The organism is Bacillus sp. SIMBA_154 (assembly GCF_046536015.1).
Lineage (GTDB): Bacteria > Bacillota > Bacilli > Bacillales > Bacillaceae > Bacillus > Bacillus pumilus_P.
On the sequence record NZ_JAWJBV010000017.1, the window covers coordinates 24,652 to 41,166 of the forward strand.

The window sequence follows — 16,515 nt, forward strand, 5'->3', positions numbered from 1 at the left end:
TTTATATTATATAGAAAACGAGGATAGATTTCTGATCCTTTTTACATCCACATCTCTTTCTCAGGATTTCAGCAAAAGATCGATTGAAACAACAAAAGCACAGGAGGAAGCGGGCCTGTGCTTTGTCCTATATCAGAAAAGAAAGGCTACAACCTTCATTTCTTATTCAAACGCCTTCTTTAATTGATCACTCATCAGATGCCAAGCCTGTTCAGCAATTTCTAAATCCCCTGCATGTGTGAAGGCGTGAGGAACTCCTTTAAATTGCTGATACGTGACATCTCCCCCCGCTTCTTTTAACTTGTCAGCATATTGTTTGGCTTCTTCAGCTAACGAATCCTTCTCAGCTGTGATGACAAGAGCCGGCGGCATTTGTGCTAAGGATGATCTATCTGCAAAGACAGGAGAAATGAGCGGATTGCGCGCATCTTCTTCTTGTACATAGAATGTATTAAAGAGCTTCGCCATTTCAGCTGGAATCGCCTCTTCAAATGCTGGCTTTTGCTCTGGATCAGTGGCTAAATCAAGCGGCGGATAATCAAGCACTTGATAGACAATCGGGAGTTTGTTCCCTTTTTGGATATTCAGCAGACAAACAGCTGTTGCCAGGTTCCCTCCTGCACTATGTCCGCCAATGGCTAATGTATTGGGATCTATTTGAAGCTCATCAGGATGTTCATACAGCCATTTCACCACATCATAGCATTCATGAAGAGCGGCTGGGAAAGGATTTTCGGGTGCAAGCTGATACTCAACATTGACGACGATACATTGTGCTCGGTCTGCTATGACAGGACACCAGTGGTTATCCATTTCAGCACTGCCTAGAATAAATCCGCCGCCATGTAAGTTCACAAAAACAGGAAGCGGCTGTTTCGCTGTGTTCACAGGTTTGAATACCCACACCTTTGTTTCGCCAGCACATGTTGGGATGTCATATTCCATTTTGTTCACTTCAGGAGGATGGACTGGTTTCAGCTCCGATTGACTCGGTAATGAACCTTCAGTTGGTTGACGTAAAGACGCAGCGATTTTAATTTGTTCTTCTAAGTTCATGATCTCAGTCTCCTATCTTATTCATTTCTTCCTATTCATTCGTTACCTTTTCTTTTTTACCTTCCACTTGATCAGAGACAAATTTGATTCAGTTCACTTTTTATCTATCTCCCCACTTTCATCCTCTTTGAAACAAGTATACACCAATTAAAAAAAGCACTGTGGCGCTAAGCCCTCAGTGCTTTTCATATGTCATTAAGATACTTGCTGTTCTACCTTTACTCGTTTAATGAAGAAAGCGATGACCAAGCCAACGACGGTCATGATGACAGCAAAGATAAATGCATGCTGTACGCCATTTGTAAAGGCTAGCAGCTGATTCACCGGATTTGCGGGATCAGCGACATTTTTCATAAAGCTGCGGGCACCTGATGAAAGGATAGAGATACCGACCGCAGTACCAATTGCTCCTGACACCTGCTGCAATGTATTCATAATCGCTGTGCCATGCGGGTAAAGCTCTGGTGGAAGCTGATTTAATCCGTTTGTTTGTGCAGGCATCATGATCATAGCGATTCCTACCATTAACGTAATATGAAGGGTCACAATATATCCAATCGATGTATTCACACTTAAATTCGTGAAGCCAAACATCGTCGCTGCGACAATGACAAGACCTGGGATCACAAGCCATTTCGGTCCAAACTTATCAAATAGACCACCCATGATTGGAGATAGGAGTCCGTTGATAATTCCACCTGGTAACAGCATTAAACCAGCTGTAAATGTTGAAAGGGCCAAGGATGTTTGCAGATATAATGGCAAAATCATCATAGCAGAAAGCATCACCATCATACACACTAAGATCAGAAGTAACCCAATGACAAACATCGGATATTTAAATGGGCTTAAATTCAGCATCGGCTCTTTCATATTCAGCTGTCTGAGGGAGAACACAAGAATACTAATCACACCTACAACAATCGCCACGATGACATGCATGCTGCTCCAGCCGCCGCCTTCACCGGCACTACTAAAGCCATACACAATTCCACCGAAACCAATAGTTGAAAGCACGATCGATAGAATGTCGATTTTCGGTCTAGTTGGTTCCGTAATATTTTGCATAAAGATATAACCAAATACCAGTGCAGCTATTAATAATGGAAGCGAAATCCAAAAAATCCAATGCCATGTCAACGATTTAAGAATAAGACCGGAGACCGTTGGACCGACTGCTGGTGCAAACATGATCACAAGGCCAATAATCCCCATGGATCTGCCTCGTTTATGAGGCGGAATGATCACCAATATCGTATTAAACATCAATGGAAGAAGCAATGCGGTTCCAACTGCCTGCACGACACGTGCAACCATTAAAATACTAAAGACTGGCGCAACCGCAGCAATAAATGTTCCGATGATTGAAAATATCAACGAAGTAATGAAAAGCTGTCTTGTTGTAAACCATTGAAGAATTAGTCCTGAAATCGGTACGAGAATACCCAGTGTTAATAAATATCCTGTTGTCAGCCACTGAGCGGTCGTCGCTTCAATTCCAAAGTCTAACGTTAAACTTCTCAGTGCCATGTTTAGTGCCGTTTCACTGAACAGACCAATAAATCCAGCTGTAATAAATGAGATAATAATGGGCAGCGTTCTAATATCAGAAGCTACTGCTTGCTGTTTGTTCATATTAAGTTGGCTCCTTTTCTTTTTTCAGTTTAGATGAACCATAGGAAGTCAGGCTGGTCAGAAATGAGCCACTTCAATGTCTATTGAAAGACGGATAAAACTTGTCTTTCTGCAGCGAATTGAGCAATTTCTTCGATTGAATAGCCAGATTCATGAATATAAAACATGAGTTCAGGCGTCATTGGAGAGGACATACATAATGTCGTCAGCTCAATATCCTGTATGTTCGCTTCTCCTTTTTCTTTCGCTTCCTTCAGCAAATCACGAATGATTTGTTTAAGCGATTGACTGTAATGACAATCATATACTTTACTTGTCTGCTCTAAATTTCCAGAAATCGTGAGCATCCGAATCCAGTCTAAATGGTGCCCGACTATGAGATGGATCTCCTCGAGAACATAACGTAAACGATCTCGAACAGGTTGATCACTTATTTTGCTCAAGTAAAGATGCAAAGCAGGGATCAGTCGTTCAAACTTCTCTCCAAGTATAGAAAGACACAAATCACTTTTATTTGCATAGCGGCGGTAAAGTGTCCCTTGCCCAACACCAGCGGTTTTCGCAATTTTATGCATGCTGACATTTTCTACGCCAAACTCTTGAAACAAGGAAAAAGCGACCTCTTCAATTTCCTTCCCAATATCCTTTTCCATGATGCTCACCTTCTTTACCTTCATCCACATTGCACACATCTCTATATGTTTCAAATTAAGACTCTTTAGGTTGTTAGGACAATTGTCACGATATTATCTTACGGACAACTGTCCGCTTTGTCAATCATTATTTTTTACTCATGATCCTTCTCTCTATTCTATTAAATGAAAATTGCTGTTTATCATTATTTAGACCGATTTTCCATTTTGAGAGAATCATGTATTATCAATAAAGAAAACGCTTTCAAAAAAAGGAGAGGGGAATGTCTACATGCCTTACCGTGTGAAACGAATGTTGCTGCTTCTTGTCACTGGATTATTTATGAGTTTATCCACATTTACTGCTGCCTCAGCACAAACCGGTGGATCGTTTTATGAACCTTTTAACAACTATAATACAGGGTTATGGCAAAAAGCCGATGGGTACTCGAATGGAAACATGTTTAACTGTACATGGCGTGCCAATAATGTCTCCATGACGTCATTAGGTGAAATGCGTTTATCGCTCACAAGTCCTTCCTATAACAAGTTTGACTGCGGGGAAAACCGCTCCATTCAAACATACGGCTATGGGCTTTATGAAGTCAGCATGAAACCAGCAAAAAATGTAGGGATCGTTTCTTCGTTCTTTACTTATACGGGTCCAACTGATGGTACGCCTTGGGATGAGATTGACATCGAATTTCTAGGAAAAGATACCACAAAGGTACAATTCAACTACTATACCAATGGTGTAGGAAATCATGAAAAAATCGTCAACCTTGGTTTTGATGCAGCAAATGCTTATCACACCTATGCATTCGACTGGCAGCCAAACTCAATTAAATGGTATGTCGATGGACAATTAAAACATACCGCCACCACTCAAATTCCTCAAACACCAGGAAAAATTATGATGAACCTGTGGAATGGTGCAGGTGTCGATGAATGGCTCGGCTCCTACAATGGCGTTACACCGCTCCACGCACATTATAACTGGGTGCGTTACACAAAAAAATAACCTCATCATAAAACCTGTGACATGTCACAGGTTTTTTTCATCTCTTTGCAGGCGTGAATGGAATAAAGATGGCTATGCATTTAAATAGAACTGGTTTTGAGTTGATGAACCAGCTTTTTTTCATAACTGTGGATAATATCTTCATAACTTTCTATTTTGAAATCTAATCGTTTAATCGTCTCTTCCATTTCCTTATGTTTTTCTAAGAGTCTTTCTCGTTCATTAACCAAAATGCTTTTCCGTAAAGACAATGTATGATCATCTCCCTCAATAAATAAAGCCGTATATTCTCTGAGCGCATCGATTGAAAGACCTGCATTTCTCATACATTTAATAAATTCAATCCATTGAATATCCTCCTCCGTATAATCACGAATACCGTTCTCATCACGTCTGATTGGTCTTATTAAACCAATGTTCTCATAGTACCTGAGCGTCGCAGTGGACAATTCCAGCTGTTTTGCGGCTTGTGCTATTTTCATTGTTTTCACCCTTCTCTTCTTTCACCTTATCAACTCTCCCTTTCCTCATCATCTCCATTTTGATAGAGAAAACAAGATGCTTTTGGCTCAATTAATATTAAGGATGAATTCGTTACACCGGTGAATTCCATCTTGACTTAGAGTTCACTTTAAGACGTACAGTATAGGGGAAGAAACGAATTTCACTTTTGAAAGGATGATCAAGAATGTGTCAGACGCACCAATCACACGTTTTAAGTGTTTCACATGCAAAAGCGAACTTTGAACGGACAACCATTGAACGAAGAGCCCTTCGTCCACATGATATTTTAATTGATATTCAATTTAGCGGGATCTGTCATTCAGATATCCACAGTGCATTCGACGAATGGGGAGGCGGCATTTTCCCAATGGTTCCAGGGCATGAGATCACTGGGGTCGTTGCAGCTGTAGGTGATGCTGTCACGAGGTTTAAAATTGGAGATCGTGTAGGAGTCGGTTGTTTTGTAGATTCCTGCGGCACATGTGAATATTGCCAAAATGGAGATGAACAATATTGCATGAAAGGAGTCATTCAAACCTATAATAACCTTGATTATGATGGAGAACCGACTTATGGCGGCTACAGTCAAAAGATTGTCGTGACAGAACGATTTGTCGTCAGCATTCCTGACCAACTATCCCTTGATGTGGCAAGTCCTCTTCTCTGTGCTGGAATCACAACGTATTCGCCATTAAAGCACTGGAATGTAGGGCCTGGTAAAAAGGTCGCCATTGTCGGGATGGGCGGACTAGGCCATGTGGGAATTCAATTCGCACGCGCACTTGGCGCTGAGGTCACTGTGTTGAGCCGCTCTTTGAATAAAAAAGAAGAGGCACTGTCATTTGGCGCAAAGGACTATTTTGCCACAAGTGATCCTGATACATTTAAAACACTATCCGGTCAATATGATCTCATTCTAAATACGGTCTCTGCCAATATCAACGTGGACGCCTATTTGTCCTTACTTCGTGTGGACGGAACCTTGGTGAACGTTGGTGCACCACCTGAGCCAGATCAATTCCACGTCTTTTCATTAATCACCGGTCGCCGCAGCATGGCCGGATCACTCGTTGGCGGCATTCAGGAGACTCAAGAAATGCTTGATTTCGCAGCTGCTCACAACATTGCGCCACAAATTGAAGTGATCAACACAAATCAAGTCGATGAAGCCTACGAACGCGTACTCAAAAGTGATGTCCGTTACCGCTTTGTCATTGATATTTCAACCTTATGATCGGATTTTATTTTGAAAGGCTAGCCTCTTTGGCTAGTCTTTTGAGCTTTCAACCATTTATCACGATGTCCTCATGAAGATGTGGATATCCTGTTTAAATTGTTTATTGATTATCGCCGTTTTCGTGATGTTAGGATTTCCTTTCATACGAGATACAAAAAAGTAGTGATTGCTTTAGGCTGTGCCAGTTTACTGATCACGTTAAAAAACCATATATGAGTAGTGGTGGAATAAATAAATGATTTTCTCAAAATTCGACTCAAAAATATTGACATCAAATAAATAATCATGTTATTATTATAAATTTGATTATTTTACATCGATTTGTGGTATCCTTAAAGTAGGTACTTAATATGGAGGTGGATGATATGTTTCAAATTGGTGATAACATTGTGTATCCAATGCATGGAGCAGGTATAATTGAAGCCATAGAAGAAAAGGAATTCTCTGATGAAAAACAACAGTATTATGTCATTAAAATGTCAATTAGCCATATGAAAGTGATGATTCCAACGAGGAAAATGTCGGGGTCAAGTATAAGACCAGTTACAGATGTACTTGCATTAAAGAACATTATACACATTTTTCAGAATGGAAAATCAGATAAATTATTGCCGTGGAAAGAAAGATATAAAATCAACACGAACAAAATAAAAACGGGCGACATACAAGAAGGCGTTGAAGTTGTACGTGACCTCATGCGAATGAAGAAAGAAAAAGCACTGAATGCAAGCGAAAAGAAAATGCTTGACAATGCTTATGAGTATTTGCTTAGTGAACTTGAAGTTATCAAAGGAATTACTGAAAAACAAATAAACAGTTTCTGTTAAGATTCTCTACCTTCTTCCCCATTTTCAAATACATTTTCTATACGAACAAATTCCCTCTCTTTGAACTCAGTAAAGAAAAAGAAATTATTTAGGCAAATTCCGCATTTTGTCAATCTATTATGCTATACTGTTGATAAACCTTTGAAGCATGAATTTTTTACGATTACCTTGTAACATCTCCCTACTCGGCACGCTGAGTAGGGTTTTTTATTGAAGAAATAAGAGAAAGCATAAAAAAACAGGCCCTCTATAGAGAACCTGTTTTTATTAAATGAAGATTAAGCAGTTTTTTGAACGTTAGCAGCTTGAGCTCCACGAGAACCTTGCTCAACGTCAAATGTTACTTTTTGACCTTCGTCTAAAGATTTGAATCCGTCACCTTGGATAGCAGAGAAGTGTACAAATACATCGTCTCCTTCTTCACGTTCGATAAATCCAAAACCTTTTTCTGCGTTAAACCATTTTACTGTACCTTGTTCCATGTTTGTTGCCTCCTAGTGCGTTATCACACAATGTATTATACTATCCTTGCCCAAAGTATCCTCAAGACGAAAAGTCTTTCTTCATGCTATCCTTTACGCCGAACAAAAATAATTAATCTTATTATAGCATGATTCGGAAATAATTGCAAAATTGTTTTCGTTTGGCATATGTAGAGCCATGTACCTTGATAGCTCAAGACGGAATGCTCGAATGCCCCAAGGCATAACTTAATTTTTTAGTGTGGGACTAGAATTTTTCAATCTTTATCTTTATTTTTATCCTTATCATCACCTTGACCGCCTTCATTTTCTTCTTCATTTTGCTCTTCATGAAATTCAATACTTGTGTTTCCAGTTATATTGTCAAAGGGAGTATAGTGAATACCTATTCTTTTTCCTAAAATCATTCGTTTAAAAAGGATCACAATTAATAAAATAACTTTTAATAACATAAAAGAAAGAAGTATTCCGCTTATAATAAGCATTTTATCTCTCCTTTCAAAAAATATAAATTTATGTTTTATTGGTAATTTTTCTTGCGATAGAAGGTATGCTTATTATTTATTCTCCTCAAGTCTAAACTATAGCAATGTTAGAAACAATAACTACATCCCCTTTCAAAATCTCAAAACCTTTTCCAAACAAAAAAAGCCCACTTATACAAAGTAAGTGGGCACGTTTTTGGCATTTACGTGAAATACTATAAATAAATAAAAACACCAAAGGTCTACAACCCTTGGTATCATTGATGCGGCCGAGAGGACTTGAACCTCCACGGGTTATTCACCCACTAGGCCCTCAATAAAGTGGAAACATATTACGGCTTACGAAAGCCTATTCCCACTACACCCCTTTACATCAATTACACGAAATATCGTTATTTCTTATGTCTTTTGGAGTAAAAATGGAGTATGTTTTCACGTTATTTAAAACTCACTCATGTCTCAACCCTATCCGCTACAATAAACTCCCCAGTTAAAGGTGATTTCTCTACATTACTAACCCATATTGCTCCTAAGCTCATTACCACTACCAGCGATAAGATTCCCAATTTGAGTTTCACTAATCATGTCTCCTTTTTGAATTTGATTTTTAGCAAAGATAACTTCCCTATAATACTTGGCAGACCTCTCTAAATCTCCATTCTTACGAAAAACTTCAGCAACTTCAAAAGCAAATTCCTCAATATCTCCATACATTTTACGTGCTAAGAAGAAATCGAATGACTCATCAATTAAATTATAGCACCCATCTGTCAAATATAGAGCTTTTAACAAATCCAATTTTATAATATATTCTGAATTTCCCCTCTCTAATGCAACTGCATAACCTTTTTCATAATAAACCTTCGCAGACTTAATATTCCCTTTCTTAGCTTGAACATGAGCCAAATTAAACAATGTCTTTTCGATACAATTATGGTTTTCTTTCTTAAAATATTCATATGCATCTAATAAAGAACGGCTGGCTTCCTCATACTCTCCCATATGGTTATAACAGATTCCAATGTTCAACTTTGATGTCGCGATATGGAGCTGCCTTCCTGCATCTTGCGAAATTTTTAATGTTTCTTTAAACCTTTCTAAAGCACCTTTGTAATTCAAAGAATCAATTAAATTGCCTGCGATCACATACTTACAACGTAAAACACGATCAATATAATTATCATACTTATTATAGATGTAAATCGCTCTTTTAACATACTCCAATGAGATATAAGTTTGTTTCATATAATAATAAATCTCAGCCATTTTATAATAAAATTCGGCATGTTCTATTTCATCATCTACATATTCCAAAGATTTTTCCGCTCTTCTATATGAAGTTATTGCCGCAACTAACTCTTTACGTCTAAATTCATACATTCCCATAAAAAAGAAAAAATAGTATTCAAGCATACCTGTTAGATTTCCTTCATTTTGCCGCAATTGCTCAAGTATTTCATCAACTTCATTTAAACCCTTCGCATTCATATAAGAAAGCATTAATTCATGTCTAAAGTCCAACAATTGATAATAAAGCAATATATCTTGATTTTCTTCCATTTTCATTATCAACTGTTCAACTTCTCTTTTAAGTTGCTCAGCTTCATTAATTAAATTGTTTTTTATCGCTGTATACCAAAAATTTAAACGTGTAGACACTAAATCATATGGAATTTTGCTAGAAATCAAGCAATCCCCCCCTAAAATAAATGAATTTTCTGTTATTAAAGGAATTATGACAAATAATTGAATTCACCAAAAGGGTACTTAGTTACATAAATGAAATTTTAAGTAAAAATTTTTATGTTCTCATTTATGCAAAATATATTAATTACTTCCTTTCACCTGAACATTATCAACAACCCATCCATCTTTATCTTTTTTCAATTCTGTTTGAATAATCAACTCCTGTTTAGTTGTCACAGCATTCACAGTAAGCGCAATTTTTGCTTCATTCAAATAAAGCTCCCTGTCTTCATCTACCTTCTTTGAATAGCTTTCGAGAGATAACAAATCTCCCTGCATTGTTACACTATGTTTTTCAGGACTCTTTGAAGGAAACGCATAACTCATAGCCTTATCGGTTGCTAGCTTTCTAACTGCATTTTCTCGATCATCAGCATCTTCATATTGAAAGAACGCTTCAAAAAATTTCTGATTCACTTTAGCAGCTTCTGATTCTTTCAACTGGCTCATTTGATTCTCCACTCTTTGGCGGTCTTTAATAGCTTGATTTTTTTCAGCGCTTAACTTGTTGTATGTCATGTAATAACTCGTAATCCCTAAAATCAAAATCATACCACCCAATACCCAGAATACTTTTTTCATAAAATCCCCCTAATTTTTTATTCTGCCAAACGACACCAAGTGATCACGCCAATATCCTTTTTTAAGATCAGAGTATTGGACGCCACTGTCATTACTATTATACATTCTTCCATCTCCTACATAAATTCCCACGTGGGTGATAAATTTACCTTGATACGTACCTGTGAAGAAGACTAAGTCTCCTGGTACTGCCTGACTTTCAGCAATCTTTTTTGTTGCACCGTATTGTTCTTGTGCCGTTCTAGGCAATGAAATTCCCGCTTTTCTGTAAGCCCATTGCACAAGTCCAGAACAGTCAAAACCCGTTTTAGGAGTTGAACCAGCCCATTGATATGGATTGCCTTCATATTTAAGAGCTTCATTCATTACAGTCTCATATCCCTCCATTGCTCCGTTGACTGGCTTCACAGTGCCACCGCCTTTTAGATAACGAAATACGTGATCTACATAATTAGGGTCACCGTAGCTTCGCCAACCTAATTTCAAGGATTGGTATTTGCTAAATTCTAATGCAAGAGCTTTTGTATACTTCCCCCCACGTTTTTTTACGAAGTCAATAAATCCACCACCATAATTGTAAGACTGTAATGTAAGGCGCACATCTCCCCCTGCCTTTTTAAAAACAGCCGCAAAATGCTTTATACCAACCTGTATCGAGTATTCTGGATTAGTTATCGTATTAGGCGGCAAACCTATTGATTCACTTGACTGCATAATATCAAGATAGCGCCCACCACTCTCCTGCATTGTTAGCGCCATGATGATATTCAATTGATCATAAACCCCCTCCTTTCTTGCATACTTCTCGAAAACATGGCGGAGTCTTTCGATCTCGGGAGCAATGCCATTTGTCACGTACTCATCATCACCACCGCCAATTTCTACTTTTTGGTTACTTCCCCCAAATATCAGCACAACAACAACCAGCATTCCCACAAAAAATACGACTGGAAGAAAAGTAAAAAAAGCCGTCAATAGCTTTTTCATGACCCACTACCTCCTCGATCACTTTTGCTTTGACGGCGCTCTATTTGATCTAATTCAATTTTTACGTGTTTTGGTTGTTGTTGAATAACTCTTTTAACTTTTGGTTGAACATCTGATGCCTTAACGGTTTCATTTTCAGTTTTTGGAACTGGTGCACTTACTTTTTCTTTTGGTTGTGTAGGAACAGGACTCACAGGCTTTTGATTACTGATACTTTCCTCTGTTAACGTTTTTTCAGAAACACCTTGATCACTTCTTTCAACATCAACCTCATGAACTGATGTTGAACTCTTCGGACTATTGGTCTTTTCTTCTTCGGCAATATGTTCTTTAATTTGATCACTTCTTTCAGCATCCACAATTGGTATTTTGCTAGATGCTCTTGAATTATTGTTACTTTCTTCTGCTAGTTGATCTTTAGTTGCTTGTTCGCTTCTTTCTACATCCACTTTCGACATTGGATTTGAAACGTTTGACATGGTGTTACTTTCTTCTGCCAACTGATCTTTAGTCGCTTGTTCACTTCGTTCTATATCAACTTTTGGTGTTTGATTAGAAACATTTGTCTTATTACGACTTTCCTCTGCAAGTTGATCTTTAGTCGCTTGTTCGCTTCTTTCAATATCCACTTTTGGTAATAGATTAGAAGCACTTGCACCCGTTTCTTTTTGATCTGTTCTTTCCACATCTTCTCCATCCGCCACATACAATGGTGGCTTATAATCATCTGCTTTTGTATCTACACTTGAGCCATCAAGCTGCCGTCCTCTTTCTATTTCTTTTTTCGCAGACGCATCATTTTTCAGAGAATTATTTTGTGAAGTCCTATCAAATTTAGGATTTCCAGTAGTTGATTGATTTTGTGGAGCACTTCGCCTTTCTGCTAAATACTGTTGCTCTTCTTCTGCCTTTTTCTTTTCTTCAGCAGCTTTTTTAGCATCTCGTTTCTTTTTCCATTCACCAATACCACTACTAACTTTTTTCGCTCCTTCCCATGAAGGTTGAACGACTGCCTTTCTAGTATTCTCTAATAAATTTGCGTCCACATTTTGCACTTTACCAGCCGTGACAAAATTGATTATCTTGTCACGTTTTAAAAATGCAATGATCAAAATAACCGACATTGCTACTACATTGAGAAAATACATCCCTAAATTCGTTGGAGGGATAGTTTTATGTGTAATGACGCATATTGCATAAACAAACACAAGCACAAGAGTCAGCAAGGCTTTCAAGACAAACAATGCGAACATCCTTCCCAAAGAGACGAAACCACTATATGCAAATTGTGGAACGTAAGACAGGATAAAGGCAAAAGGAAGAAAGAAAGCAATCGCGAGCACGATAATTTGAATTAAGAAATTAAGAAACGCAATTAGAAAGAATGGCATCCCCAGAGATATAGCAGCCAACAAACCTATAAATGAATATCCCAACTGAACGTAAATACTTCCCTCTGCAATACTTTGATTCTTGTATTCCTTTACTTCTTTTTTGTTTATAAAGTCCTTTTTCGCTCGCTGCCCCTCACTGGTCAACTTAAAAGAAAGCAGCGTATCTATTCGATCAAGACCACCTTCACCATCACCCTTCTTCAAAATTGTTTTTTCATTTGGTGTACCATAATTGGTCACCAAATATGGGCTTTTCATAGCTGAATCAAAGTAAAAATTCCTAAGAACAGCCGTTGTCCCTTCAATTTCCTGACCTTTTTTTACATCATCCATTTTTAAAGTGGAATCACTTTTATCCGAAAACGCACCGACCAATTTATTTCCAACCGTAATGAGTTTTCCTTGCCCCTCAATTGATAAAGCATTCAAAGATTCAATCCAGTAACCAGCTTTGTTCACCCATAGTGCCGAAACAACCATGACAACAAAAAATAAAGCAAAACGTCTCATACCTTCTTTAAAACTGCCCTTAATAAAAAATAGATAGACTACGAAGCCTATCATAAATACAAAAAGTATTTCTCCAAAACTCTTTTTTAGGACATTGTACATCTGTTTGGAAACGTTTGTGATAGCACTACTAAAGTTATCAATTGGCTCCGCACTCATAAACAAATCCATTGCCTTGTCAACAACAAGAACTATGATTTGTGTCACAGCTAACATAGTGTTAGACAAAGATACAATTGCACCTTTAATCATTCCATCTTCGGCTTGGTTGTGGGCTTGATAATGCTCAAGTGGAAAACGGCTTATTTCAAGCTCCACTCCCCCAACTTTTTCGACTTTTGGTTTTACAGTTTTATCACCTTCTTTATCATCAGCTAAAGCAAATGAAAAAACACTAGTTAACAGAATAACCACGACTGAGAAAACCATTATTATTTTCCGTTTTATTTGAATCGCCCCCGATCTGCAAACAAAAAAGCCATGTTGCTCCACATGACTTCTTACAAGTATTGTTCTTCTGCATATGCCACTTCACTTTTGTTAATTGTTTCAAAAGCCCCCATCCATTCATCAAACAGGCATTCAATGGAAATTTTAGCCGTACGGCCATAAATGTCCTTGAATAAGCACTGACCTTGGAACATGGATTCAAGCATTTTTTTATTTTCCTCACTCGGTTCAAGATTCATCCAACGGAGAACTTCCTCCCTTTCATTGGGTTCATCAAAGGCGAATGCTACACCAAAGTTTCCTGTGTCATCCTCATGCAGTGCGTCTTTAGTTGATTGAGAAATAAAGAATTCAGCATTGTTGTAAGAACGCCCAATACGTCTCATTTGACGCTCTACTTTTTTACCCTGTGGTGAAGCTGTAAATATCCATGCTTCATCAATAAATTCCGTTGTTTTTTCTTCTGCATTCATTCCAAAAAGCTCGCAAAACTTACCAAGCGCAAACATGACCGCACTTGATTTTAATTGTGACTTCGTGAAATTTTCTATACGCTCCCCAAAGTCTGGTAAGTCCATGTTCTCAACTTCTAAAATTGTGATTCGCTCTTTTAAAGACAGGGAAGGATTAGAACCATCATGAACTAGCAACTTCATGATAGAGTCTTTAACAGACTCATAAAGAAAGTCTCCTGCTTTTCTCACAGGCTCTTCTTTATGCTTTTGCATCTCATAAATGACATGCAGCGATCCAACTTGTTCACCCTGCTCTTTCATTTCTAGAACTTTTGTAATTGCTCTCAAAAAAGCAGTGCTCACATCATCTTTCCCTTTAAAATCATAAATCTGCTCGAATATAACTTCTAACAAGTCTTTCGCTTTACTTGGCGGCATGAAAGAAATTGGGTCTAATGCGCCCCAGTTCTCCTCTTGTTCATGATCAAGCGTGATGAAATGATACTTTTTCAAATGATCAATATACAAAGGAAAGTTTTTACGTGTTTGCGGATTATTTATAACTTTCGTAATCCACTTTCTCATTTCTTTTTTAGGGTCGATGTATAATGATTTTATATCCATGAAGGAAATATATGTGTACAGTAGTTTCGCAAGGAAAGACTTCCCATTCCCCGTATCGCCTGTTATTAGGCAATGTGGCGATCTGGTTTTAGAGCCTTTTATTTGTTGGTTTGCTAAAAACGGATGATAAAGAACAAAATCACGACTTGATCGAATTGCGCTTTCTAAGTCAGTATGTTTGTCAAATCTATCACCCCATCCTAAAAAGAAGCCAATCTTTGAACCAACGAAAGAATCAACACCTAATAAACATTCAGCCAATCCATTTTGTGTTGTTTTTTGTAACCAATTTTTATCCATCAAATCTAACTTTTCAGCTGGCAACATTTTATAAAAAAGTGACAGTTGATCAGCAATTGGAATCCTACATTTAATTCCTGCCCCTTTTAAATGCCGAACAACCAGACGAGCCTTTTCAGCGCATTCTTTTTTAGTGCGTCCGTCAACGATCACAACAGCAAGCCAATTGATTAGAGACACTTCTTCTTTCTTAATCTTGTTTTGAAGGTCTTTCACAAGAAATGCACTTGTCATTGTTGACTGATCGCTTTCGTCACCAACGCTATACTTTTCGTTTTGTTCTTCCCTCAATTGCTGATGCTTAATATTTAAAGCTGTCTTTGTCATAGACTTACTTTCTACTTTTGCCTTTACTTCTACTTCTACTGGAAAAGGCAAAGACTGAACCTCATAAAATAGGTTACTGTTTGCCATATTGTCTAGAAATTCGTCAACAACAATCATTGAAATATGCCCCTCATCTTGATCACTAACGAGTTTTAAAGAGCCTGGAATTGTTGGGTCTATAACAGTGTTTGTAATTGAATGAATATCTCCATTTTGGCTTTCTTCCTCAACGTCGTGATAAAGTCCTCTAACAAAGTGATAACGATTGATATATCTAAGCTCGGTCTCTTTCAATCTCTCTCCAAACACAGATGTAACCGTACTAGCCAAATCATCCTCAATCTCTTTATATTGTTCAAAAAATTGGGATGATACATCTTGTTCCCACCCCAGCATATTCACCACTGTATCGGTCGCCGTATTAAACATTGAAAGAACGTTGTCTTTAATATCAGCATCCAAACTAAGCAATGTCTTATTTAGCTTAATTCCAATGATGAAGTCGGGTCTTGTCAATCTTCCTAAGCGTTGCTGCATCACACTCACAGTTTCCCCCATATAGTATGAAGCTACTTCTAAAGCATCCTCATGTATATCCTTTTTCAGAACGTTTAAACGACCTTCCAAATCAAATCTACTAGGGTACATCATCAAGTGGAAATCTTCATAATCCGTTATCTCCTCATAAAAAGAAGTCCATCTGTCTTTATATTCTTCTATCTCATGTTCATTTCTAGATGGAATGGAACTACTCTTTATTCGATAATACGCCCAAACGTCTCCCGTTCTCGTCAAGATCATGTTGTTTAATAGGGTTTTCATTGGTGTTTTCAGACTCACCATTCTTTCGCACCACCTTTACTAAAGACTTGAATTTTATTTCTTGATCATTTGAAAAACCCATAACTTTATCATTACAATATCTCTTCTTAGGCAACTTAATCATGACGAAGTATTTCAGCAGCCCCAAAAAATATAAATAGATATTTTTCCCTTCTGGTTTAATCTTGGTTATTAGAATTGTTAAACCTAGTGGAATACCAAAGATCACGATCACGAAAGTATTTTCAAAGGCATGAGGAAAAATTCTTCTCACGCCAATGAAAAACCCGAAACTAATTGCGACAAAAATAAAATAGTTGATCATTGGGATCAACTCTATAGAAAAAGGTAAACTATAATTTTCCGTTATCCTTTGTATTTTTTTAGGCTCACGCATCGCTTTTCTATAGTTAAAAACAAATCTCGACACACTATCACC

Annotated in this window: 15 protein-coding genes; 3 read left to right on the forward strand and 12 right to left on the reverse strand. The window is 37.7% G+C overall.

What is annotated here, in order from left to right:
- Positions 1 to 162: 162 nt before the first annotated feature.
- The 3 genes from R0K30_RS17780 to R0K30_RS17790 form a co-directional block, all read right to left on the reverse strand.
- A complete protein-coding gene (locus R0K30_RS17780; protein WP_410612032.1) occupies positions 163 to 1,056 on the reverse strand; it encodes an alpha/beta hydrolase in 894 nt (297 codons plus the stop codon).
- A gap of 195 nt (positions 1,057 to 1,251) precedes the next feature.
- Positions 1,252 to 2,691, reverse strand: coding sequence for a DHA2 family efflux MFS transporter permease subunit (locus tag R0K30_RS17785; RefSeq protein WP_256499334.1), 1,440 nt, complete (start codon positions 2,689 to 2,691; stop codon positions 1,252 to 1,254).
- Positions 2,692 to 2,771: 80 nt separating this feature from the next.
- Positions 2,772 to 3,344, reverse strand: coding sequence for a TetR/AcrR family transcriptional regulator (locus R0K30_RS17790; RefSeq protein ID WP_099728648.1), 573 nt, complete (start codon positions 3,342 to 3,344; stop codon positions 2,772 to 2,774).
- Positions 3,345 to 3,615: 271 nt separating this feature from the next.
- Between R0K30_RS17790 and bglS the strand changes: the two genes are divergently transcribed.
- A complete protein-coding gene (bglS, locus tag R0K30_RS17795; RefSeq protein WP_099728615.1) occupies positions 3,616 to 4,344 on the forward strand; it encodes a beta-glucanase in 729 nt (242 codons plus the stop codon).
- Between the two features lie 80 nt (positions 4,345 to 4,424).
- Here the strand turns inward: bglS and R0K30_RS17800 are convergent, their stop codons facing one another.
- A complete protein-coding gene (locus R0K30_RS17800) occupies positions 4,425 to 4,826 on the reverse strand; it encodes a MerR family transcriptional regulator (protein ID WP_099728398.1) in 402 nt (133 codons plus the stop codon).
- Between the two features lie 206 nt (positions 4,827 to 5,032).
- Here R0K30_RS17800 and R0K30_RS17805 point away from each other — a divergent pair, with 206 nt between their 5' ends.
- Both R0K30_RS17805 and R0K30_RS17810 read left to right on the forward strand, forming a co-directional pair.
- The gene (locus tag R0K30_RS17805; RefSeq protein ID WP_410612036.1) at positions 5,033 to 6,082 is read left to right on the forward strand and encodes an NAD(P)-dependent alcohol dehydrogenase; all 1,050 of its coding nucleotides are present in this window, start codon (positions 5,033 to 5,035) and stop codon (positions 6,080 to 6,082) included.
- 368 nt (positions 6,083 to 6,450) lie between these two features.
- Positions 6,451 to 6,912, forward strand: coding sequence for a CarD family transcriptional regulator (locus tag R0K30_RS17810; protein ID WP_099728400.1), 462 nt, complete (start codon positions 6,451 to 6,453; stop codon positions 6,910 to 6,912).
- A gap of 278 nt (positions 6,913 to 7,190) precedes the next feature.
- Here the strand turns inward: R0K30_RS17810 and R0K30_RS17815 are convergent, their stop codons facing one another.
- From R0K30_RS17815 to R0K30_RS17850, 8 genes are all read right to left on the reverse strand, one after another.
- Positions 7,191 to 7,394 carry a cold-shock protein gene (locus R0K30_RS17815; protein ID WP_003214229.1) on the reverse strand — a complete coding sequence of 68 codons (204 nt, stop codon included), beginning with the start codon at positions 7,392 to 7,394 and terminating at the stop codon, positions 7,191 to 7,193.
- Between the two features lie 257 nt (positions 7,395 to 7,651).
- Positions 7,652 to 7,879, reverse strand: coding sequence for a DUF3951 domain-containing protein (locus R0K30_RS17820; protein WP_410612038.1), 228 nt, complete (start codon positions 7,877 to 7,879; stop codon positions 7,652 to 7,654).
- A gap of 513 nt (positions 7,880 to 8,392) precedes the next feature.
- Complete coding sequence (locus R0K30_RS17825) at positions 8,393 to 9,568, reverse strand: response regulator aspartate phosphatase (RefSeq protein ID WP_410612040.1); 1,176 nt, start codon at positions 9,566 to 9,568, stop codon at positions 8,393 to 8,395.
- Between the two features lie 138 nt (positions 9,569 to 9,706).
- Positions 9,707 to 10,207, reverse strand: coding sequence for a hypothetical protein (locus R0K30_RS17830; protein ID WP_410612042.1), 501 nt, complete (start codon positions 10,205 to 10,207; stop codon positions 9,707 to 9,709).
- A gap of 9 nt (positions 10,208 to 10,216) precedes the next feature.
- A complete protein-coding gene (locus R0K30_RS17835; RefSeq protein WP_410612109.1) occupies positions 10,217 to 11,137 on the reverse strand; it encodes a bifunctional lytic transglycosylase/C40 family peptidase in 921 nt (306 codons plus the stop codon).
- Between the two features lie 53 nt (positions 11,138 to 11,190).
- Positions 11,191 to 13,590: a CD3337/EF1877 family mobilome membrane protein gene (locus tag R0K30_RS17840; protein WP_410612044.1), complete on the reverse strand. Its 2,400-nt coding sequence runs from the start codon at positions 13,588 to 13,590 to the stop codon at positions 11,191 to 11,193.
- Between the two features lie 8 nt (positions 13,591 to 13,598).
- Positions 13,599 to 16,076: an ATP-binding protein gene (locus R0K30_RS17845; protein ID WP_486304021.1), complete on the reverse strand. Its 2,478-nt coding sequence runs from the start codon at positions 16,074 to 16,076 to the stop codon at positions 13,599 to 13,601.
- Positions 16,003 to 16,506: a conjugal transfer protein gene (locus R0K30_RS17850; protein WP_410612046.1), complete on the reverse strand. Its 504-nt coding sequence runs from the start codon at positions 16,504 to 16,506 to the stop codon at positions 16,003 to 16,005. The genes R0K30_RS17845 and R0K30_RS17850 overlap by 74 nt, the downstream gene beginning before the upstream one ends.
- Positions 16,507 to 16,515: the final 9 nt, after the last annotated feature.